This window comes from Bacillus sp. HNG, assembly GCF_003400205.1.
Classification (GTDB): Bacteria; Bacillota; Bacilli; order Bacillales; family Bacillaceae_L; genus Ferdinandcohnia.
The window spans coordinates 435,726-459,116 of the sequence record NZ_QUQV01000002.1 but is presented as its reverse complement, the minus strand read 5'-3'; the positions used below and the strand labels follow the sequence as shown (position 1 = coordinate 459,116).

At 37.3% G+C, this 23,391-nt stretch carries 18 protein-coding genes; 10 read left to right on the top strand and 8 right to left on the bottom strand.

The features are described 5' to 3' along the window. Positions 1–46 precede the first annotated feature (46 nt). The 3 genes from trhO (at position 47) to DZB84_RS05540 (ending at position 2,033) form a co-directional block, all read left to right on the top strand. Entirely contained in the window at positions 47–1,015 is a 969-nt protein-coding gene (gene trhO, locus DZB84_RS05550; RefSeq protein ID WP_116351262.1) for an oxygen-dependent tRNA uridine(34) hydroxylase TrhO, read from the top strand. A gap of 108 nt (positions 1,016–1,123) precedes the next feature. Next, complete coding sequence (locus DZB84_RS05545) at positions 1,124–1,390, top strand: hypothetical protein (protein ID WP_116351261.1); 267 nt, start codon at positions 1,124–1,126, stop codon at positions 1,388–1,390. A gap of 16 nt (positions 1,391–1,406) precedes the next feature. Then, positions 1,407–2,033 carry an NUDIX hydrolase gene (locus tag DZB84_RS05540; RefSeq protein WP_116351260.1) on the top strand — a complete coding sequence of 209 codons (627 nt, stop codon included), beginning with the start codon at positions 1,407–1,409 and terminating at the stop codon, positions 2,031–2,033. Positions 2,034–2,356: 323 nt separating this feature from the next. Here DZB84_RS05540 and DZB84_RS05535 read toward each other — a convergent pair whose 3' ends face one another. Next, a complete protein-coding gene (locus tag DZB84_RS05535) occupies positions 2,357–4,438 on the bottom strand; it encodes a transglycosylase domain-containing protein (RefSeq protein WP_116351482.1) in 2,082 nt (693 codons plus the stop codon). Between the two features lie 246 nt (positions 4,439–4,684). Continuing rightward, entirely contained in the window at positions 4,685–5,827 is a 1,143-nt protein-coding gene (locus DZB84_RS05530) for an MFS transporter (RefSeq protein WP_116351259.1), read from the bottom strand. A 131-nt stretch (positions 5,828–5,958) separates the two neighbouring features. On the opposite strand from DZB84_RS05530, the gene DZB84_RS05525 reads away from it, so the two are divergent. The 5 genes from DZB84_RS05525 (at position 5,959) to acnA (ending at position 12,835) form a co-directional block, all read left to right on the top strand. Then, positions 5,959–6,828, top strand: a complete 870-nt coding sequence (locus tag DZB84_RS05525) for a LysR family transcriptional regulator (protein ID WP_116351258.1) — start codon at positions 5,959–5,961, stop codon at positions 6,826–6,828. Positions 6,829–6,958: 130 nt separating this feature from the next. Beyond that, positions 6,959–7,942, top strand: a complete 984-nt coding sequence (locus DZB84_RS05520; protein ID WP_116351257.1) for a tripartite tricarboxylate transporter substrate binding protein — start codon at positions 6,959–6,961, stop codon at positions 7,940–7,942. 66 nt (positions 7,943–8,008) lie between these two features. After that, on the top strand, positions 8,009–8,917 hold the full coding sequence (prpB, locus tag DZB84_RS05515) for a methylisocitrate lyase (RefSeq protein WP_116351256.1): 909 nt from the start codon (positions 8,009–8,011) through the stop codon (positions 8,915–8,917). Between the two features lie 12 nt (positions 8,918–8,929). Further along, complete coding sequence (locus DZB84_RS05510) at positions 8,930–10,069, top strand: PrpF domain-containing protein (RefSeq protein WP_116351255.1); 1,140 nt, start codon at positions 8,930–8,932, stop codon at positions 10,067–10,069. 75 nt (positions 10,070–10,144) lie between these two features. Continuing rightward, positions 10,145–12,835: an aconitate hydratase AcnA gene (acnA, locus tag DZB84_RS05505; protein ID WP_116351254.1), complete on the top strand. Its 2,691-nt coding sequence runs from the start codon at positions 10,145–10,147 to the stop codon at positions 12,833–12,835. Positions 12,836–12,883: 48 nt separating this feature from the next. On the opposite strand, the gene DZB84_RS05500 is transcribed toward acnA, so the two are convergent. From DZB84_RS05500 to DZB84_RS05475, 6 genes are all read right to left on the bottom strand, one after another. Further along, positions 12,884–14,392 (bottom strand): tripartite tricarboxylate transporter permease, encoded by a 1,509-nt coding sequence (locus tag DZB84_RS05500; protein ID WP_189655156.1) that lies wholly within the window; start codon positions 14,390–14,392, stop codon positions 12,884–12,886. Positions 14,393–14,408: 16 nt separating this feature from the next. Then, the gene (locus tag DZB84_RS05495) at positions 14,409–14,858 is read right to left on the bottom strand and encodes a tripartite tricarboxylate transporter TctB family protein (protein WP_116351253.1); all 450 of its coding nucleotides are present in this window, start codon (positions 14,856–14,858) and stop codon (positions 14,409–14,411) included. A gap of 228 nt (positions 14,859–15,086) precedes the next feature. Next, positions 15,087–15,770, bottom strand: coding sequence for a response regulator (locus DZB84_RS05490; RefSeq protein ID WP_116351252.1), 684 nt, complete (start codon positions 15,768–15,770; stop codon positions 15,087–15,089). Beyond that, complete coding sequence (locus DZB84_RS05485; protein ID WP_116351251.1) at positions 15,770–17,377, bottom strand: ATP-binding protein; 1,608 nt, start codon at positions 17,375–17,377, stop codon at positions 15,770–15,772. The genes DZB84_RS05490 and DZB84_RS05485 overlap by 1 nt, the downstream gene beginning before the upstream one ends. A gap of 284 nt (positions 17,378–17,661) precedes the next feature. Beyond that, positions 17,662–19,080, bottom strand: coding sequence for a hypothetical protein (locus DZB84_RS05480; protein WP_116351250.1), 1,419 nt, complete (start codon positions 19,078–19,080; stop codon positions 17,662–17,664). Between the two features lie 115 nt (positions 19,081–19,195). Beyond that, on the bottom strand, positions 19,196–19,702 hold the full coding sequence (locus DZB84_RS05475) for an antibiotic biosynthesis monooxygenase (RefSeq protein ID WP_116351249.1): 507 nt from the start codon (positions 19,700–19,702) through the stop codon (positions 19,196–19,198). Between the two features lie 117 nt (positions 19,703–19,819). On the opposite strand from DZB84_RS05475, the gene DZB84_RS05470 reads away from it, so the two are divergent. After that, a complete protein-coding gene (locus DZB84_RS05470; RefSeq protein WP_116351248.1) occupies positions 19,820–21,958 on the top strand; it encodes a transglycosylase domain-containing protein in 2,139 nt (712 codons plus the stop codon). Between the two features lie 371 nt (positions 21,959–22,329). Further along, entirely contained in the window at positions 22,330–23,367 is a 1,038-nt protein-coding gene (gene hemE, locus DZB84_RS05465; RefSeq protein ID WP_116351247.1) for a uroporphyrinogen decarboxylase, read from the top strand. The last annotated feature ends 24 nt before the right edge of the window (positions 23,368–23,391 follow it).

Genomic DNA, 23,391 nt, shown 5'->3' with positions numbered 1-23,391 from the left:
ACACATTCATATCTTGCAAATATTAATGATAGGCGGTCGAAAAATAATGACAGAAACAAAACCTTATCGAGTATTACTTTATTACCAGTATGTGACAATTGAAAATCCAGCCGAATTTGCTAAAGAGCATCTTGCTTTCTGTAAGGAAATCGGTTTAAAAGGTCGTATTTTAGTCGCGACTGAAGGGATTAACGGAACGGTTTCCGGTACAGTTGAACAAACTGACAAGTATATGGAAGAAATGCGAAAAGATCCACGCTTCGCCAGCATTGTTTTTAAAATTGATGAAGCAGATGGACATGCATTTAAGAAAATGCATGTTAGACCACGTCCCGAGCTTGTGAACTTAAGTCTCGAGGATGATATTAATCCACTTGAATTAACTGGTAAATACTTAAGTCCAAAAGAATTTTATGAAAAAATGCAGGATCAGAATACTATTATTCTAGATGCACGAAACACGTATGAATATGATTTAGGACATTTCAGAGGTGCAATCAGACCTGACGTCGAAACATTCCGCGATTTACCACAATGGGTACGTGAAAATAAAGATATGCTTGAAGGCAAAAAGATTTTAACTTACTGCACAGGCGGTATTCGTTGTGAAAAATTCTCTGGTTGGTTAGTGCGAGAAGGCTTTGAGGAAGTTGGCCAACTTCATGGTGGTATTGCAACTTACGGAAAAGATCCTGAGGTACAAGGTGACCTTTGGGATGGTCAACTCTATGTTTTTGATGAAAGAATTGCTGTTCCAGTAAATCAAAAAGAACACGTTATTGTTGGTAAAGACCATTTTACTGGTGAACCATGTGAACGATATGTAAACTGTGCAAATCCAGAATGTAATGAACAAATTCTATGTTCAGAAGAAAATGAGCATAAATATTTAAGAGGCTGTACTCATGAATGTCGTGTTCATCCACGTAACCGCTATGTAGAAGAGAACGGTTTATCTGAGGAAGAAGTAGCGGAACGTTTACTAGCTCTTGAAAAAGAATTAGTACAACAATAAGAATGACGACCACAGTGATAATATTTCACTGTGGTTTTTCTATATTGGTTATGGGAGTCCCCGCACATCATTTTCTGGTACAATATAGGAATAGAAAGGAGAGAATCTGTGAAATTTATTGCATCTCATTCGTATATTGTTATACAAAGAAAAATTGAGTGGAATGAACAAAAATATATCGAAACACATCATCAACTACGATTATTCGAAGACAGAATCCTTTCTTCTGCAAATGAATTTCAACTAGAGCATGTGTATGATGTGTCCTTCCGAACAAGCTTTTTATACCTCCATACCAATCAAGGGGTATTCTCCTATCTTATAAAAGAAGATCCAATTGAATTTATTCAAGCTTTTAAAGGCTTAAAACAATAAATATTCGAGGTGAACTATGGAAATCGATAAAATTGTCAATGTCGTCAAAAATCGAACTCCATCCCTATTAGGTCTTGGTGAATTCAAACGCTTTTCCATTCTTCTTCCTTTGATAAAAAAAGAGAATGAAGTCCATATCTTATTTGAGGTTCGTTCAAGCCAACTAAGAAGGCAGCCAGGTGAGATTTGTTTTCCAGGTGGGAAAATGGATTCAACTGATAAAGATGAAAGACATACAGCGATTAGGGAAACAATGGAGGAACTAGGAATAAAAGAGAGTTCGATTACAGATGTAAGTCCATTAGATTATTTTGTATCACCATTTGGTACGATTATTTATCCATTTGTCGGTGTGATAACCAATCCTGATGAGATTCGGCCGAATCCAGCAGAAGTTGGCGAGGTGTTTACGGTACCATTGTCATTTTTTCAGGCAAATCCACCGCAAATTTTTAAAGTGAAATTTCATGTCGAACCAGAAGAAAACTTCCCATTTAACGATATCATTGGTGGCCAGAATTATAAATGGCAGGTAAGAGGAATGGACGAATGCTTTTATTATTATGAAGATCGTGTTATTTGGGGCTTAACAGCCGGAATCTTAAAACATTTTTTAGAAGTTGTTGAAAAAAGCCCTAAATAGAGGGCTTTTTGTTCATTATTTAGTGAATTAGTGTTAGGTTAACTGCTTTATCATTCATACAGTTCTATTATATACCAGATATTAGGAGGGTGGTGTCCCTCGAATGTCCGTGGAGGCACATGTTATACCAAATATTAGGGGGATTGCGTCGCCTGAATCATCGTGGAGGTACACGAAGTACCAGATATTAGGATGATGCTGTCTCCCTAATGTCAGTGGAGGTGCATAGAATACCAAATACTTGTATGTTAACATCACTCCAAATGCCACTATTGGTTTAATTAAAAAGAGTATTGCTCGATTGAACAATACTCATAGCAAATCTAGTTTCCAAGTAATCCCTGTACTTTTTCTTTCACTTTTTGACTAACATCCTTCAAGTCTTTTTTTGCTTCTTCCAGAACTAGCTTCCATTTTGCACTTTCTTCTTTTAAGGCTTCTTCCACTTTTTCAGCCTTTTCTTTGATTTCTTCTTTTGAAATTGTTTTTCGATCCTCTTGTCCGGATAGTTTCGCATTAACCGAGACGACATCAAATGAATCCACTTCCATCGATGGGAGCATTTCCTCCATCATTGCTTTAAAAATAGGAACGATATAATCTGAGCTACTTCCTTGAATATAATGTGTTTTATCTGTTTTGTCATAGCCTAACCAAACAGCACCAACGAAATTAGGTGTATATCCGACAAACCATTGATCCTTTGTACCATTTATATCTTTATAAGGAAGCTGTGTTGAACCCGTTTTTCCGGCTAACTCAACTCCGGGGATTTTTGTTCCCTTACCTGAACCTGTTTCTACTACGTTTAGAAGCATGGACGTCATATCATCGGCTACTTTTTTAGAAGTGACTCGAGTTGTTTTATGCTTGTGTTCAGCAATCACATTCCCGGTTGGTCCAACTATTTTTGAGATAAGATGTCCATCTGGTCGTTTTCCATCATTGGCAAAAACGGAATAGGCTTCCGCAAGTTGTAATGGTGAAGTCCCTTTATGCATACCTCCAAGTCCAATTCCGAGGTATTTATCTTCATCGGTATAAGGAATGCCAAACCTTCGTAAAGCATCAAGCCCTTTATCAATTCCAATTTGGTCTAACAGCCACACGGTCGGTGCATTCAGGGAATCCTCTAATGCTTCATACATCTTTACCTCACCTTGGTAGGTTCTTGAGAAATTCTCTGGAGTGTAATCTCCATATGTTTTCAACTCATCCTTGAGCACTGAAGTTACCTCATATCCTTCTTCAAGTGCAGGAGTATAAACGGCTAGTGGCTTTATCGTTGACCCTGGCTGTGCCTGCAAATGGGTGGCACGATTGAAACCACGGAATACATAGTCACCACGGCCTCCGACTAATCCAAGTACTCCACCTGTTTCAGGATGTAACATAACGGCTCCACTTTGGACGAGCACATCTCTACCTTTTGGGAAGAGGTAGTCTTTTTTATAGACATCTTCAAGTGATGCTTGAATCTGTTGATCCATTTCCGTATATATTCGGTACCCACGAGTAAGGATTTCCTCTTGAGTTAGGCCATATTTTTTAATGGCTTCATCAAGAACAGCATCTACATAATAGGGATAGTTTCTTTGAATATAACTACCGCCGCCATCCTCAAGCTTAATTTCTTCCTTTTTTGCTTGTGCATATTCATCGTCAGAAATCATCTTTAATTCATGCATTTTCAAAAGGACAGTATTTCTTCTCTTGATTGCTCCATCGTAATTTCGATAAGGATCTAGTGCAGAAGGAGCTTGGAGAAGTCCAGCCAACATTGCCGCCTCACTAATCGAAACATGTTCAATATCTTCATTAAAATATTTTTTAGAAGCTTGGCTTATTCCCCATGATCCATTTCCAAAGAATACTTGATTCAAGTACATTTGCAAAATTTCATCTTTGGAATAATGCTTTTCGATTTCTAATGCTAAAAAGAGCTCCTCGATTTTTCGTTTATAGGTCTGTTCAGGAGAGAGAAGTGCATTTTTTGTCAACTGCTGAGTAATGGTACTTCCTCCACCAGTGATTCTTCCTGCAAATAGATTATTAAAAAAGGCGCGCATGATTCCTTTAATATCAAAGCCATTATGGCTATAAAAGCGTTCATCTTCAATTGCAATGACCGCATTTTTTACATGGTCGGGTAGTTCTTCAACCTGAATACCTTCCGTTCGGTTTGTAACAATATTGGTTGCAACCTCACCGTCTTTATCATAAATAACAGTTGCTTGGCGCAAACCGTCCTTCAATGACTGGACATTAGCTTGGCTTGCCATGAAAGCAAAGAAAAGCATGGTCACTAAAATAAAAACTAACATAATCAGCAACAAAATCTTTGTCAGATGCTTTTCACGCCAAAATCGTTTAATAGATTCCCAGACACGTTTTATATATGGCATTATTTTTTCAAATATACCTTTCATATTTGTTTCTCCAATCGTTAGGATGCTTGAACTTATATTTTATAACAGTTATTCGGATATGAGAAATAAAATATGACTTTGTATAGTTTATAGGCGTTTTTATTAGGTTGTATAATTATTAAACTGTAGTTGTAGGAGAGAGGGTAATAGATGGAAAATGGGGATTATGTTGTCATAAATAATGCCTACAGCTATCCTTCATGCTGTAGGCAGACGCGTATTCTATGAAGCTAGTTTGCTTTTCTTTTCTGGCTTAATGGCAAATAAACCACCAAGTAAAAACGTTCCACTGATAAAAAATACGGAGAAAATACCAGCCCATGAACCCACTAAACCAAAGAAGACTGGGGCAATTAACTGAGATAGCCGATTAGAGGCAAGTCGTAATCCCAGTACTTCACCAGTCCTTGATTTTGGTGAAGCATTATAGGTGGTTGTCATTGAAAGAGGTTGACCACATCCCAACCCTAGTCCCATAATGGCACTTAACGCACCTAATAAAATCACATTTCCTGTAAATGGAACTAATAAAAACGAAATTCCAGCCATAAAAACGGAAGCAATTAATACAATGTCTCTTCCTAGTCTTCCTGTTAAAGCAGGTAGTAAGAATCGAACGAGAATAATCGCAAGTCCCTGAATTGAAATAATCCAACCAATCGTTGATGTTGAAATCCCATACTGTTTAGCAAATAGCGGAAAATAAGCGATGAATATATCCTTTGAATAAAGTACAAGGGCACTTGATATTAATGCTTTGCGTAATAAAGGCATTTTTAATAAGCCGACAGAAGCAGTGATGCTCATCTTTTGCTTAGTTTCTTGCTTCCGAAGAACCGGAATAAAAAACGAAATTATAATAGGAACGATATTAATAAAAATTGAAGCAATGAATACGGAAGAATAAGAGATGTGTTCTCCTAAATAACCTCCGATGATGGGACCAATCATCGCTCCCATCGCGGTAGCGATTCCAAACAAACTGTAATACTGATCACGCTTTTCCTCTGTCGCAATATTTCCAAGTATGTTTTGTAAAGATACCGTAATAAAGACTGCTGCTGTTCCTACAATTAATTGTGAAATAATCAAACTCAGCATGGAAGGAAAATAATAAGGGATGACCATCCCAATTGAAATCCCGATTAATCCAAAAAACACAGGTAATCGGTCCCCAATCTTATCAGCAATTCTGCCAGCATGAATGGCGAAAATTAATGGAAAGAAAGCATATGCTGCTGTTAAAATTCCAATATCAAATGTATTCGCTCCCATTTCGGAAGCATATAACGTGATGATGGGTCTAGTTGTGTTTAATATCGTTTGAAAACCAGTACAGATGATGATGACTATCCAAAGAATCATGTTTTTCCCCTCACCTATTAACTCAATCTTTCTTATGTACTGATAAATATAGTATATTGATAGATATAAGTAAAATATCGTATTTGTATTAGCTGCCATAAGATTTCTGAATATCTAAAGGGGGGAATGGAATGCGGAGTCAGGATTGGGAAATCCTTAAAGTCCTTTATGAAAATAAAAATATAACAAAAACGGGTAAACAATTATTTATTTCACAACCGGCCTTAACAAATCGAATTAAACAAATTGAAAAAGAATTTGGGATAAAAATAATTAACAGGGATAGACGTGGTGTCAAATTTACACCTCAGGGAGAATACCTTGCTAAAAGTGCCGAAGAAATGATTTTAAAATTAAGACAAATAAAAGATAATTTGACCAATATGGAAAGCAAAGTGGTCGGAACCATTAATTTAGGTGTTTCAAGCTTTTTCACTAAATATAAGCTTCCGCAATTATTAAGGGCTTTTAAAGACAAATATCCGAATGTGGAATTCAAAGTAACAACAGGGTGGAGCAGAGATCTTTTCCATTCTTTATATAAAAAGGATATTCATATTGCATTTGTTCGCGGTGAATATACATGGATGGAGCAAAAGCGATTATTATTTGAAGACCAGCTTTGTGTTGCCTCAAAAGAGAAAATGGACTTAAAAAACTTACCAGATTTGCCTAGAATAAATTATAAAACTGACAACTTCTTAAAATCTATTATTGACCACTGGTGGATGGAGAATTATACAAAACCTTCGAAGATTACAATGGAGGTAGACCAAGTGGATACTTGTAAAGAGATGGTCGTAAATGGACTTGGATATGCAATAATGCCAAGTATGATTTTAAAAGGAAATGAAGATATCCATAAAGTGTTTATCAAGGATAAGGAAAATAACCCGTTAATACGTAATACATGGATGCTCTATCATAATGAATCATTAGAGGTAAATGTAATTAATGCATTTGTTACATTTATTGAATCATTCGATTTGCATGATTTATAACTCTCGTGAACTTTATGAACAAAATGATGTTTTTATTGTTAAATTCCTTTAAATTGAAAACGATTACATTTATTTAAATTAAAAGTAATATAAGGTTGTGAAAATTAAGAAAGATAAAAGGGGTGGAACAATGAAAAAACTATTTTCATTACTAGCAATTTTAGCATTAGTGTTTGTTGCAACAGCATGCTCTTCAGGCGCTTCAGGGAAAAAAGATTCATTTCCAACAGGAAATATCGAGCTTGTAGCTCCTGCAACTCCGGGGGGAGGTTGGGATGCAACTGCCAGAGCAATCCAAAAGATCCTTAAGGATGAAGGGATTGTAGACCAAAACATCAATGTTGTTAACAAGCCAGGGGGAAGTGGAGAAGTAGGGTGGCAATACCTATCTACAAAGGATGCTCATCATCTTGCAATTAACTCAAGCCTTGTAATTACAAACAATTTACTAGGCCAAAGTGAATTAACGTATAAAGATTTTACTCCACTAGCTATCTTAACAACTGAGTGGATTTCAATTGCAGTAGGAAATGACTCAGAATTTAAAACTGCAAAAGATGTTATGGAACAATTGAAGAAGGATCCTACATCTTTAACAATCGCAGTTGCACCAGGATTAGGTAACAATGATCATCTATCATTTGTACAAGCAGCAAAGACATACGGTGTTGACGTATCAAAATTAAACTTCATGATTTATGAGAGTGGCGGAGATGTAGTAACAGCTCTTCTAGGTGGTCACGTAGATGTAGCTACAATGGCAGTTTCTGAATCTAAGGATCAGCATATTGCTGGTAACTTCAGAGTAATTAGTGTTTCTTCTGATGAAAGAATTGAAGGTTTAGAGGATGTTCCTACTTGGAAGGAACAAGGAGTAGATATGGTATTCCCACACTGGAGAGGAATCATGGGACCTCCTGATATGACTGAAGAAGAAATTGCTTACTGGGATAAAGTAATCGGAGAAATGGTTGAAACAGATGCTTGGAAAGACCTTGTGAAAAATAATGAATGGTCTTCATTCTATAAAAATAGCAGTGAAGCAGCAAAATTCTTAGAGGAACAAACTAAGATGTATGAAACATTAATTAGCGAATCTGGATTAGTTGACTAATGCTAGGGGCCCTATTTCGATAGGGTCCTTCGTTCTTTCATTAATTCAAAGAAGAGAGGGAATATTATGACATGGCTTGTTGAACAGCAAAAAAGTCAAAAAGAATTAGCAGAAGAATTTAAAAGTTATCTATCAGCGGGGCCAATCTTAAAAATTATGGGTGCCCATGATGGAATGGCTGCTTTAATGGCAAAAAAGGTTGGGTTTAAGGCATTGTATTTATCTGGTGGGGCGTACACAGCTAGTAGAGGTTTACCAGACTTAGGTGTTTTACACTCTCAAGAAGTTGCAGAGAGAGCACGCGACATTATTCGTGCATCCAATTTGCCACTATTAGCGGACATTGACACAGGTTTCGGTGGGATCTTAAATGTTGCTCGAACAGCAAAGGAAATGGTTGAAGCAGGTGTTGCGGCCGTACAGATTGAAGATCAAGATTTACCGAAGAAATGTGGTCATTTGAATGGGAAAAAATTAGTTTCTGCAGATGAAATGGCGCAAAAAATTAAGATTATTAAAGAAGTTGCACCATCATTAGTTGTTGTCGCTAGAACCGATGCACTTGCTGTCGAAGGTAGAGAAGCTGCAGTTGAGAGACTAAGAAAATACGTGGAAGCGGGGGCCGATTCGTTATTCCCGGAAGCCCTAATTACAGAGGAAGACTTTAGAGCTTTCAGTAAAGAATTTGATGTTCCTTTATTAGCAAATATGACAGAGTTCGGAAAAACACCCTATTTTTCAGCAGATGAATTTGAATCATTTGGTTACTCCATGGTCATTTACCCAGTTACTTCTTTACGAGCAGCAGCGAAAGCATATGAAATTGTGTTCTCGGAAATAGTTGAAAAAGGAACGCAGCGTGATGTATTAGACAAGATGCAAACACGAAAAGAACTTTATGAAACGATTAAACTTCATGATTATGAGGATTTAGATCAAGAAATCGCCAAGACCATTGTTCCTGAAATGAAGTAAGGAGGTAGAAAAATGTCACAATTCTCTGTTCGGTGTGTTGTGTATAGAGGTGGTACAAGTAGAGGTCTCTTTTTTCATGAAAAGGATCTACCAACAAATAAAGAATTACAGCACAGAATATTTTTAGAAGGAATTGATGCATATAATCCCTCACAAATAAATGGCTTAGGAAGCGGTACATCGCACTCAAGTAAGGTAATGGTCATTTCAGAACCAACTGTGAAAGGTGCAGACCTTGATTATACGTTCTATCAGATTGGGATTGGAGAGGCAGTAGTCGATGATGAAGGAACATGTGGAAATCTAATGGCTGCCGTCGGAGCATTTGCGGTAGATGAAGGTCTAGTTCAAACAAATCCGAATGATGATTTTATTACGGTTTCTGCTTTTAATAAAAACATAAATAAAATGATTAAGATGAGGATACCTTTGTCTAACGGTAATGCAAAGGTTTCCGGTGAATATTTGATGCCAGGAATCGTAACACCTGGAGCAAAAATTATTGTCAACATCCTCTCACCCGGTGGAGGAAAGACTGGAAAAACAATACCGATTGGTCTAAAAACTAACGTAGCTACTCAAAAAAGAAATTATGACACATCATTTGTTGATATTGTTAATCCTTTTGTATATGTAGCTGCAAAAGATTTTGGATTATCAGGTTCTGAGATCAATAGTGTAGTAGGGGCAGACCAAGAACTATTATCTGAACTTGAAGAAATTCGTTTAAAAATGGCAGTTGCAAGTGGCGTGGCAAAAAACGAGAACGAAGCGATAAGTATTCCTTCTATTCCAAAAATAGCACTTGTAGCAAGTCCACATGATTATGTAACTTCTACAGGAAAAAAGATAAAGGCTGATGACATTGATATTGTGGCAAAAATGATTTCAATGAAACGGTTTCATCGAACATTTGCAGGTAGTGGTTTATATAATTTGGCTGCATCAGCATTGCTTGAAGGCACAATTCCGAATCATTTTTCAAGAAAGAGAGATGGAAGCATCGAACAAATCATTCGGATTGGGCATCCAGAAGGAATTGCAGAGGTACGTGTGAATTTAACAGAGGAACTACGAGATGTAGCTTCAGTTGGTTTAGACAGAACAGCACGAAGAATAGTAAAAGGTGAATTATATATTCCTGAAGGATAGTACGTACTTAATAGTCTAGTTTGACATCTACTAGACTATTTTTTCACTTATTAGTACAACAAGGGAGGCAACTAAATGAGTGTATCTGAAGTTTCATCAACGTTAAAAAGAACTTTACATGTTGATGGGAAAGAATACCGTTATTTTCGAATAAATGAATTGGAAACGAATGGCTACCCAGTTTCTACACTTCCATTTTCAATAAAGATGCTACTAGAGGCTGCGATTCGGCATTTAGACGGAAAACATATCACGACTACCCATATTGAACAATTAGCAGACTGGGAACATATGCAATGGGAGAAAAATGAAGTTCCATTCAAGCCAGCAAGAATTGTTTTTCAAGATTTTACGGGGATCCCTGCAATCGTTGATTTAGCCGCCATGAGGAATGCTGTGGAACGAAAAGGCGGAGATATCTCCCGCATTAATCCACAAATTCCTGTTGATTTAGTCATTGATCATTCCATGATTGTCGACCATTTTGGTCATAATGAATCCTTATCAGATAACCTTAAGCTAGAATATGAGAGAAATTTAGAAAGATACCGCTTTGTAAAATGGGCACAAAATAGCTTTTCAAATTTTAGAGCTGTACCACCTTCAAACGGAATTGTTCACCAGGTTAATTTAGAGTATTTGGCTACTTCTATTGTCACAAAAAATGAGAATGGAGAAACCATTGTCTACCCGGACTCTCTTGTAGGAACAGATTCCCATACACCAATGATTAATGGTCTTGGAACAATTGGATGGGGAGTAGGTGGTATTGAAGCAGAGGCAGCGATGCTTGGACAACCTTTATATTTTGTTATTCCCGAAGTAATTGGAATTAAACTAATTGGAAAACTACAGGAGGGTGTAACTGCCACAGATCTTGCCTTAACAATAACAAGCCTTTTACGTAAAAAGGGAGTAGTCGGGAAGTTCGTTGAATTCTTTGGGAAAGGATTAACAAATATATCCCTAACAGACAGGGCAACGATTGCGAATATGGCTCCAGAATATGGAGCAACAATGGGCTACTTCCCAGTTGATGATGTGACATTAGACTATCTCGAACTTACAGGTAGGGGAGATAACAAATCATTAATTAAGGCATATTACGAAGCCCAAGGACTATTTAGAACGGATGAGACACCTGATCCAAAGTTTACCGAAACCATTGTGTTGGATTTAGATTTAATCAAACCGACCATTGCGGGACCAAAAAGACCACAAGACAGTATTGAATTGAGTTCGATGAAGGATGAGTTTACAAGTATCATAACAAGGCCGATTGCTAGTGGTGGATATGGATTGGATGAAGAAGAATTATTTAAGCATGTAGAGTTAAAAGAGGGAGGAAGTATCGGTACTGGTTCGCTTGTACTCGCCGCAATTACCAGCTGTACAAATACTTCAAATCCGAGCGTGATGGTAGCAGCTGGACTTGTTGCCAAGAAGGCAAGGGAACTAGGGTTACAGAAGCCAGCCTATGTAAAAACAAGCATAACACCAGGCTCACGTGTAGTTACAAAATACCTGGAAACGTCTGGCCTTCTACAGGCTTTAGAAGAGATTGGGTTTTATATAGATGGTTATGGGTGTGCAACCTGCTGCGGAAATAGTGGAGCCCTTCTTGAGTCTGTCGAAGAGGCAATTAAGGATAACAATCTCCTTGTCGCTTCTGTTTTAAGTGGAAATCGTAATTTTGAAGGACGGGTACACCCTCTTATAAAAGCAAATTACTTATGTTCACCGCCGTTAGTTGTTGCATATGCGTTAGCTGGGTCAGTAAATATTGATTTGTATTCCGAACCAATTGGTAATGGTAGAGAGGGCAACCCTGTTTATTTAAAAGATATTTGGCCTTCAACTGACGAAATAAATAAGGTTATTTCATCTACTATTAATAAGGAACTTTTTAAAGAGGAATACGACCGGATTTTTGAAAATGAAGTTTGGTCAGCGATTGATGCATCAAAAGGACAAATTTACAGTTGGGATAATAAGTCAACGTACATCCAGGAAGCACCTTATTTCCTGGAAGAGAGTTCAAGTGAAAAGTCTGAAGTAGATTTTAAAAACATGAAGGCTTTATTGATGTTAGGGGATTCTATTACAACTGACCATATCTCTCCAGTAGGACAAATTCCTGTAAAAAGCCCAGCTGGTATCTATTTAACGGAAAAAGGCATTCCAGTTCGACAATTTAATTCATATGGATCAAGACGTGGGAACCATCATGTCATGGTTCGAGGTACATTTGCGAATATCCGGATTCGAAATAAACTGACTGCTGGAAAAGAAGGAGGATATACAAAGTACTTACCTTCAGGTGAAATCATGCCAGTTTATGATGCTGCAATGAAATACAAAGCAGACAATCAGAGCCTGCTTATTATTGCGGGAGAAGAATATGGAACAGGAAGTTCACGGGATTGGGCGGCAAAAGGAACGGCGCTATTGGGTGTTAAAGCAGTTCTTGCTGAAAGCTTTGAGCGAATCCATCGTAGCAATCTAGTAGGTATGGGTGTATTACCGCTTCAATTTTGTGAAGGAGAGAATGCGGAAAACTTGCAATTAGACGGAACGGAAGATTTTGAATTACGAGGCTTAAACGAAAGAATTTCACCAGGTCAAAAAATCCAAGTAATCGCAACGAAACATGACCAATTTGAACCACTCGAATTCACAGTAATCGTAAGGTTAGATAGTGTAGTTGAAATTGAATATTACCAAAAAGGTGGTATTTTACAAACCGTTCTTGAAAATCTTCTATAAAATAGGAAGACCCTTAGCATTGCTGCTAAGGGTCTTATAATGCCTAAATTATAAGGAGCTATTTTCGTTTAAATCTGCCTTTTTCTTTCTTCTGCTGTTCATGAATAATGGGTAAGTAAGTGATAATAAAGTTAAAATTAATAATGTAATTGAGATAGGTGAACTAACAAAGATATCTAGATTACCATGTCCAGCAACAATGCTTTTTCTAAAGTTTTGTTCCATATCTGTTCCAACAATTAATGCTAAAATCATTGGAGCAATTGGAAAGTCGTATAATTTCAAGAATAAACCAATGACTCCGAAAATAATTAGGATATAGAAATCTATTATAGTGTAGTTCATTGTGTAAGCCCCAATAAATGCTAGGACTAAAATAATCGGATAAAGAACTTTTGCAGGTACATCTAAGATCTTAATAAACACACCAACCATAAATATGTTGATTAAAAATAAGAAAATATTACCTAAAAACATACTATCGATTAAGCTCCATACCATATTAGGATCACTTTCGAAGAGAAGAGGTCCTGGTTTAACACCAAGCATGACAAGTGCTCCTAGCATTACGGCAGTTGTTCCAGAACCTGGGATACCCATGGTTAATAGTGGAACGAACGCACCGACCGCTGCGGCGTTGTTTGCTGTTTCAGGGGCAGCTAGCCCTTCAATTGCCCCTTTTCCGAATTTTTCAGGATGTTTTGATAGTTGTTTTTCCGTACTGTAGGCCATTAATGAAGCAATTGCTCCTCCAGCACCAGGTAGAATACCAACGATAAAGCCTAGTGGGGAACTACGAAACATTGGCCACTTTGAACGTTTCCAGTCATCTTTAGTAATCCACACTCGTCCTAATGTATTTTTCTTGCCAAGTGGATTATCAATCGTTAAGTAGTTGTATAAAATTTCCCCAATAGCATAAATACCAATAATGATAACTAAGAAGTTAATCCCATCACTTAAATGAACATTGCCAAATGTAAAACGGTGTACTCCTGTCTGAAGGTCAATACCAACAGTTGCTAATACTAGACCAATTCCCATTGAAATAAACCCTTTAGTCATATTTCCAATGGATAATGAAACGACAGCAGATAATGTGAAAAGCATTAATAAAAAGTATTCGGCCGGTCCAAACTGTAAGGCGAAATTTGATAAAGGCTTTGCTAAAAACATAAAACCTATAACAGCGACAAAACCACCAATAAGTGATCCAATTGCAGTAATTGCAATCGCTGGGCCTGCACGACCTGCTTTTGCCATCTGATAGCCATCAAATGTTGCAGCAACAGCTGATCCGTCACCAGGTGTGTTAATTAAAATGGAACTTAATGATCCGCCATACATGGCACCATAATAAATAGTTGCCATCAAAATCAACGCACTTGTCGGATCCATACCGAAAGTAACCGGGATTAAAACCGCAATTGCTGTTGCCGGTCCTAAGCCTGGAAGCATACCAACAATTGTTCCTAAAAATCCGCCGAATACAACGAATAGTATATTTTCTGGTCTTAGTACCGTTGCAAATCCTTCAAGAATTCCTTGTATATCCATGTTATCCCCCCTTGATCTACGGTAAGCTGACGTCTAGAAGTTGAGAAAAGGCGTACCATGATCCCAAACTAAATAAAACAGCTACACTAATGTTAACCTTCCATTTTTCTTTCCCATTCACAATAAATAAAATTGCCGCCATAAAGAGTATTGTGGAGATTAAGAATCCTACTCTTTCAAAAATGAGAGTATAAATCAATGATATTACCAATGTAGAAATAATTAAAAAGGGAACCCTACCTTTGAACAATAACTTTACTTCATCATTTTTTGGATAGTGATTTCTTAATTCTTTTATGAAATAAATGACACTTACTATAAAAAGAAAAATACTAACTATTAATGGAAAATAGAGAGGACCATTTGGATCTCCCAATTTGGCCTTTGGCAGATTAATAGTTGATATAAAGTAAATAATGCTAATTAGAATTGAAATAATCGGTAGAATTAATCTAGTTGCCCCCATTTTTTTAACCTTCCTTTCTGTAAACATTTTATTGTTGAAAACTTATCTTTCTTTTTTATACACCCCTTAAATGAAATAAAATTGCTAGTTATGCTAATGTGTTTATTTTAAAATTCAGACACAAATTTGTAACCGTTTTCAAAATAAGTTATATAAAAACCGATAAAATCTTATTGTTCATTTTGTTCACAAAAAAGCATCTTGAATCCATTTCAAGATGCTTAAAGACTATTTTAGTTTTGAATATTTTCGTTCTGGCCTACCTACAATCCCATATTCAAGTTCTGCAGTTACCTCATTTGTTGATGCTAGATATTCTAAATAGCGTCTTGCTGTTGTCCTTGATGCTCCCATGCGTTCACCCATTTCTTCAGCTGTAATTCCCGAATCCAATTGGATGATAATTTCTCTCACTTTTTCTAGGGAAAGGGGGTCTATACCTTTTGGGTAGTGAATTTTCTTTTCAACAGATTGCATTAACTTGCCCCCGAAATAATGGTCTGCAAAAGTCTGATCAACTTCATTCATGCTTAGAAGCAATTCTTTCTTTTCAATATACTTTTTTATTGTTTCTGTAAACTTTTCGACTGTAACCGGTTTTATAAGGTAATGAAAAACACCACTTCTGAGCGATTCCTCCAAATGTTTCTTTTCAGTAGCAGCAGTAATCATTATGATATCTACTTCTGGATACAAATTACGAATGATTGGCAAAAGTTCAGTTCCCATTTTATCAGGCATATAAACATCCAATAAGAGTAGATCGATATTGTCATGTTTTTTTAGCATTTCAAGGGTTTCTTTTGCGTTTGATGATTTCCCTATCAAGTTTACATTTTCAATTTTTTGAAGGAATTGTTCATGAATAGATGCTACTCGAAAGTCATCCTCAGCAATAAGTACATTTATCATCAGTCTACCTCCTTATCAATTTGATTTTTCATCGGTAGAAAAACCGAAAAAATCGCTCCACCATTTTTTCCATTTGCTACTTCAATTGATCCGTTTAACTTATCCACAACGGTCTTTACGTTCCAAAGCCCATAGCCTCTGTTTTTTTCAGCTTTGGAGGATATTCCTTTTTCAAAGAGATTAGAAATTTTATCGTTTGGGATTCCTTTACCATTATCACTCACCTCGAATACGATGTCGTTTCCAATATCGGTTACAAAAAAGGTCACAATCCCTTCATCTTGCATAACCTCGTCAATTGCGTTGTCAATTAGGTTTCCAATAATGATGATGCAATCTGTAATTGAAATATGGATCGGTAATTCTGATAGATAGCTATTTTCATCAATTTCCAAACTGACCTTTTTTTCTGAAGCCTTTCCAATCTTTCCAAGTAAAATAGCTTGGAGTTTGGGGTCTTTTATTTGATTAAACAAAATGTCGTTTTGAAAATTAAGTTGATTTGTTTCTTGTTGGATCATGGCGATAGCTTGTTCGTATTGTTCGAGCTGGAGTAATCCAGATAAAACATATAATTTATTCGTAAATTCATGAGTTTGCGCCCTTAAATCTTCGGAATAATTTTTTATCTCCGTTAAGGTATCCACCATTTTCTTAATTTCAGTTTTATCCCTGAAGCTTGAAACAACTCCTACCGTTTTCCCGTTTTCGATGATAGGCATACGGTTCACGATTAACACACGGTTGTTAATAATCATTTCATCATCGGATTCGACCATATTTGAATCCAATACCCGAAGCATTCTTGTATTTGGTAGAATCTCTGCTATTGGTTTGTTAATGCTTTCATTTGAGATTCCAAGCATTTGTTTTGCAGAATTATTCAGTAAGGTAATGAATCCCTTGTTATCAATTGCGATAATTCCTTCTTTTACAGATTTTAAGATTGCATTCCTTTCTCTAAATAAGGAAGCGATTTCATGTGGTTCAAGTCCCATGATGTCATTTCGAATACTTTTTGCTAAAAGAACTCCGCCCAATATCCCAACTATTAAGACAATAATTGCTATAATAAGAGTTTTAAGTAATTTATGATTCATACTTTGTTGAATCTCGTTTTTTAAAAAACCAACACTTGCAACACCTATGATTTGTTGTCCGTTATTTTCGGCAAAAATAGGTGCCTTTCCCCATAAAATGTGACCAAGCTCATTTTTTGTTTCTATTGTGTAATAACCACCAAAAACAATTGCTTTATAGTTTTCTGGATCAAAGGCAGAGTGACCAACTTCGTAAGAAGGATACGAAATATTTAGCCCATCCTTATATTCAATGAGGACATAATTTGCTCCGGCCTGGTTTCCTATTTGTTGAGTAATAGCTTGCATTGACCCTGATTGTACGTCTTCATGGGAAACATCTTTCATAATTGGTATTAAAGACAGTGTGCGTGACGCCTGTATAGCTAGCTTTTGCATTTCTTCATTCGTGTCTTTTGCTTCATAATAAAGAAACATCCCTGTGAGTACCGAAATGACAAAAACGATTAAAGTAAGAATTAATGTAATAATTTTTGTTTGTAAGGTGATGTTAAATAGTTTTAACATGTCTCTCTCCGATTATAAAAATATAGGAAGAATTGTAGAATATATATTATTATATCGAAAAATGTCATAGATTCATAATATTTAATGAATTGAAGTGAATAAAAAATATGGCTCGTTTCTAAAAATTGTTGCTATTTGCTTATTATAGTTAGGAGTGTTGTACATTGGTTGGTGATTTTCGCTTCTGGCACTCGCTTTCCGCGGGCGCCAAAAATTAAAACTCTCTATAAATTAACATAGAAAAAGAAGCTCTCCTAAAACAAGAGCTTCTTTTAAGGGATGGATTATATCAAAAACATTGCGACAATCGTCGTCACAACGAGCCCTATGGTGACTGGAAGTAAGTTCTTTCTGGCAAGCTCAAATGGGTCAACCCCACATATTGCTGCTGCAGGGATTAGCGCCCATGGTACAAGAGTTCCACCTCCGACCCATATGCCGGCAATTTGCCCCAGTGCTGTTAATGTTGCTGCGCCTGCGCCAATTGCGGTTGAGAATAAGGCAGCAAGCGAACCAGCTAACGAAATCCCAGAAAAACCTGATCCATCTAACCCGGTAATAGCACCTACAATCGTTAATGTAATGGCTCCAGTTGGTGCATTTAATGGTACGACAGAGGCAAGACTGACTCCTAGGTCGTTCACGATGCCCTGTGAGTGGTCAGGTAAGAAATCACCAATAATCTTCACAAAACCCGAGTCCCCAAGATAGAAAAAGGCAGCGATTGGAATGACTGGACCAAATACTTTAAATCCAAATTGGAAGCCTTCAATTAAATAGGTTGTCGTTTTTTCTAACCCAGCACTTTTATGGGCAACAAGTGATATGAGAAGAAGAATAAAAATGGATGTGCCTCCGACAAGAGCTGTTGCATCTCCACCAGAAAGATTCAATGCAGACATGGCAGCTACATCTAAGGCAAATAGAATTGGGATTAAAATTGCGAAGAAGCGTTTTGATGTTGGAGATAGCAATGTTCTTAGTTGTTGTTCTTCCTGTTTTGAGAGGTCTTTTGTTAATGGGTTTGTATAATTTGATTCTCCACTAACTGAAAGGGTACCTTTTCGCATATCGCGACGAAGGAATATATAGGCTGCGACTGTTGTCACAATCCCCATTACAAATACTAATGGAATACTCGCCTTTACAACTTCCAGTACTTCGAGACCTGCTGCATCTGCAGTAAGCTTTGGAGCTGCCTGAATGATAAAATCACTGGATAATGCAATACCGTGCCCAAATAAGTTCATTGCCATCGCCACTCCTAATGCAGGTAGACCAACCCGCATGGCAACAGGCAGAAGAACTGCACCGATTAAGGCAACTGCTGGGGAAGGCCAGAAAAACCATGAAATGACCATCATTACGATTCCGATCGTCCAATAAGCAAGTGCGGGGGAACGAATCAGTTTTGCAAACGGAGCAATCATGATATCATTGATACCCGTAACTGTTAACGCCTTACTCATCGAAACAATAATGGCTATGACGAGAATGGTTGAGAGTAATTCGGTAATTGCATAAATAAAGCTATTGAATACCCCACTTATCGAAGCACTTATCGATCCGGTTGCAGTAATGGCTAGTAAAAAGATGCCGATGATACAAATCAGTGATGTGTCTCTCCTCATCACCATAAAACCGATGATTAAGAGGATAAACGAAACATATATCCAATGCAGGGCGGTTAATTCCACTACCATTGTAAAACCCCCATTCAACTATTCCGAATTCAAGCAAAGGTAACTACACATTTACCTATGTTTGTAATACAGAATATGTTGCTGGGGATTAGGTGTGAGAAGTGTGCATGAATTTTTAATCTTCTTGTAAGGAGTGAAACGTTTTTGTATAAGCCGGTCCGGAAAAGACGGTTTTGCTTATCCCGGCTTTTGTTTTTTCAATCACTTGTTCCAGCTCCTCGAAAGCTGGAGAGCGGGTCCAATCCAAATAATAAGATTCCTTCAACCAAAAGCTTGCAATCACATAGGTATCACTTTTTATTGGCCGAAGTATGCGAAAAGCGAGCAATCCCAATGTGTCTTTTAATAGTGAATTCTTTTGGGTGATATTGTATTCAAAAAGTGGCTTGCCTTCATCGGTTACAGGTACATATGTAAATGCAGCGAAACCTACATCCTGTATGTACCCAACACCAAAGAGGACTTCATATTTTCTTGGTGCTGCAAAAATCGATTTCCTAGTCGTTTCATGAAGTAGGATGGCTGTTTCGTTGTTATAAAACAAGGCCATGTTTTCATTTTTATTTTTTACATGGAGCTTATTTAAAAAATCAACTGTTCCAAACGCTATATAAAAATTCACGTAACCACTCCTTTATTTTTACGTAATACATAGTAGGAAACTTTTACAGTTATACTAAAAGATAACATAACCAATTTAGAAAATCAGTTATCATCATTATTCCAAGGAGTGATTTAGTTGAAAAAGAAATTATTTCTCTCATCTTTAGTTATTGTCGGTTCATTTGTCCTTGGATTGTGTGGGTATTTGCTTATCATATATGCAGGTGACTATGTCATTGATGACAAAAAGCTGGTTATGAATTCGGCAACAAAGTTAGTCGATGAAGATGGCCAATTCATTACGAAACTATATTATGAGAATCGTGACATTGTACCAATAAAAGATATTCCGGAATATGTACAACAGGCGTTTATCGCGGTGGAAGACACTCGTTTCTATAAGCATCATGGTATAGACGTTCAGGCGATTGGAAGGGCTATTTATAAAGATATTGTGGCTGGAGGAAAGGTAGAAGGTGGCAGTACCATTACCCAACAGCTAGCAAAGAATGTGTTTCTTACAAACGAAAAAACGTTTCTTCGAAAAACGAAGGAATTAATCATCGCCATTAATTTAGAAGAAGAATACAGCAAGCAGGAACTTCTTGAAATGTATTTAAATCAAATTTACTTTGGACATGGTGCATATGGCATTCAGTCTGCATCAAGGTTTTATTTTAATAAAAATGCAAGTGATTTAACCGTTGAAGAAGGGGCGCTACTCGCAGCAATTCCAAAGGCACCATCAACTTATTCTCCCATTCTTAATCCTAAAAAAAGCAAACAAAGACGGGATTTGGTTATTAATTTAATGGAAAAAAAGGGTTATTTGCAACCCGAGGAGGCTGTAAGGGTCCAAGGAAAGACACTTTCTCTCGATATTCATGAGGTAGAAAGAGATCCAGCGTTATTAACCTATATTGACATGGTGTTTGAAGAGGCGAAGACTCGCTATAAATTATCAAATGAAGAATTACTCAGAGGTGGTTATACCATCACAGTTCCCCTTCATTTAGAAGTTCAAAAAACAGCATACGAGCTTTTTAAAGAGAAAAAGTATTTTCCGGGAGTCGACGATCAAGTCGAAGGGGCTTTCGTATTACTTGATAATGATACAGGTGGTGTCTTAGCAAGTATCGGGGGAAGGCACTATGTTAGCAGGGGCATTAATCGCGTCTTGATTAAACGGCAGCCAGGCTCGACAATTAAACCACTTGCAGTATATGGACCCGCATTGGAAGAAGATGAGTTTGAGCCATATTCGATGCTTGTTGATAAAAAGCTATCCTATGGTGAATATGAACCAAGTAATATATCTGGTATTTATAAAGGGAAAATCTCCATGTATGATGCATTGATTGAATCAGCAAATGCACCTGCTGTTTGGATGCTGGACAGACTTGGAATTGATACGGCTAAAGAATATTTAACAAAAACAGGAATCACCATTCCAGATCAAGGTCTATCGATTGCATTAGGTGGATTAAAAGAAGGAATTTCTCCAATTGCAATGGCAAAGGCATATCGTGCTTTTGCCCGGGACGGAAAAGTCATCGAACCACATGTTATAAGTAAAATCGAAACTCGAGACGGTAAAGTAATCGGAGAGGCATCCACGCACGAGACCGAAGCATTTTCAAAACAAACGGCATGGTATATGACGAGAATGCTTGAAGGGGTTGTTGATAACGGAACAGCAAGAGTCGGGAGCTATTCAGGTGCACTTGCTGGTAAAACGGGGACAACCAATTTACCTAGTGTTGAAAACGGGATAAAGGATGCTTGGTTTGTCGGCTTTACTCCGTCTGTTGTGGGGGCTATATGGATGGGTTATGACTCAACAGATGCTTCTCACTATTTAAAAGGGGGAAGTTCTTCACCAACGAAATTGTTCAAGAAAATTCTTGATCAATCAGAGCTGAAAAAAGCCACAGCTTTTTCGACGCCGAAGGATGTGGAAGAACTAGAGCCACCAATAAGACTTTCCGAAATCGATGATGTGAAAGCTAATTTAACGTTTAAGCCGCTAGGGCTATTTACGGTTTCATTAAATTGGACTCCTTCAGAAGACGAACGGATTGAATATCGGATCTATGAGGAAAATTCGAAATCGGTAAAATATGTGGGTTCTGTAAGAGGGATAGGGGGGTATGAAATTGAAAATGTAAACATTTTTTCAATGCCATCCTATTTTATTGTTCCCTATAATTCACAAACAAAGGAAGAAGGTACACATTCGAAATCTGTTAAGCCTACCTTTTTTTCGAATAAATAATACTAAGAGGGTGGTAATTCCGTTAACCACCCTTAATGTTCGTCAAATTTTTGACATTTGACGCGGTTTTGTATACAAGGATAGTAGAAACAATTATAGTGATAGAGTGAGGATAATTGAAACATATCTTGAACTTTATTAAGAATAAAGTTCAGCCTCCGGCGGATGCCACAGGTTTTCAAAGGAAAATTTTCGAGTATAAGATCAAAGGCTAAGAACGCCACATCCTGTGGCAACGTCTTTGTGACCCACCTCGTATGGGTCTGAAAATCTGGACGCAAATACGCCAAGGGCGCATTTGATTAAGTAAAACTTACTTATGCTATGATGGTAACTATTGTATGAAGATGTTGAAAGGTAGGTAAATACATATGCAAAAGGGTTTTAATGATACATTATTAAGGGCGGCTAGAGGAGAAAAGACTGAACATGTACCTGTCTGGTATATGCGCCAGGCTGGACGCTCCCAACCTGAATACAGAAAAATTAAAGAAAAATATGGCTTATTTGAAATTACTCATCAACCAGAATTATGTGCTTATGTCACTAGACTTCCAGTTGAACAATATGATGTAGATGCTGCAATTCTTTACAAAGACATCATGTCTCCACTTCCAGCACTTGGAGTAGATGTTGAGATCAAAGCTGGTGTTGGTCCAGTTATCAGTAACCCAATTCGTTCGGTAAAGGACGTTGAAAAGCTTGGAGAAATTCATCCAGAAGAGGATGTTCCATATGTACTTGAAACAATTAAGCTTTTAACAACCGAACAGCTTTCAGTACCATTGATTGGGTTTGCTGGAGCACCATTTACGCTAGCAAGCTATATGATTGAAGGCGGACCTTCAAAAAATTATAATAAAACGAAGGCTTTCATGTACGCAGAGCCAGAAGCTTGGTTTGCGCTAATGGATAAATTAGCTGAAATGACGATTACATATGTGAAGTCACAAATAGCTGCAGGTGTAAAAGCTGTACAAATTTTTGACTCTTGGGTAGGGGCATTAAATGTTGCAGACTACCGTCACTTCATTAAACCAGTCATGCATCGTATATTCTCGGCACTTCGTGAGGAAAACGTGCCACTCATTATGTTTGGAGTAGGTGCTAGCCATTTAGCATTAGAATGGAATGACCTACCTTTAGATGTTGTAGGACTTGATTGGCGACTCCCAATAATGAAAGCAAGGGACCTTGGCGTCACAAAACCAGTTCAAGGAAACCTTGATCCAGCTATTCTATTAGCTCCGTGGGAAGTTATTGAAGAAAAAGCAAAAGAAATTTTAGACCAAGGCATGCAGAAACCGGGTTACATCTTCAATCTTGGACATGGTGTATTCCCTGATGTAAAACCTGAGACTCTAAAGCGTCTAACTACATTCATCCACGAATATTCAAAACAAAATTAATCTAGTCTTTTTGAGGTGTATTTA